At 46.9% G+C, this 569-nt stretch carries 1 protein-coding gene; it reads right to left on the reverse strand.

Annotated elements, in window-relative coordinates:
- On the reverse strand, positions 1 to 569 hold a 569-nt coding region (locus tag AC2FC2_RS26955; protein ID WP_490660206.1), incomplete at both ends, for a prophage tail fiber N-terminal domain-containing protein.

Raw genomic sequence — 569 nt, forward strand, 5'->3', positions numbered from 1 at the left:
AAGGTAGAGGATGAAACCTGAGAAAACTGAATTGTACTCAGGAATGCATCATGTGTGTTTAAGTCAGTGATACGGATAAGTGATGTATCACCGAGATTAATATTGCCAATATCGTTGAAGTCAATTGATGACACAACTTCCGAATATAGCTCACTGTGAAGGTAGCTATTGTCATGTGAGTAATCATGGAAACTTGTTTGCAATTGAGTGACTACATTAGCCCCAGCACTTGCGCTAATTTCCACCGCAACCCCATTGACGTTCATGTAGGTTTTGAAACCTTTACCTGGGCCTTGACCTACCCTGAATGATTTCCCGTTTGGAGTTCCGGCCAAACCGGCTATCGTTCCGTCAGCGTCTTCTGGCGTGGTGTAGTACGTGTTAGCGTCAGCGTTGTTCTGTGCATTTTCTGCTGATACTTTGGCGCGCATTGCGGCATCAGAGGCAACCTCTGCATACGCCGCTGCCGCTGCACGCATTTCATCCACTATTGCCACTATTGCAGGCGACAGTTCATCCTGCCCTGGACTGTTCAAAAAAGCATTAAGCGTCCCCGGTTTTGAGTCGCT

It is taken from the genome of Serratia sp. CoH_122_TC_1 (assembly GCF_058191755.1).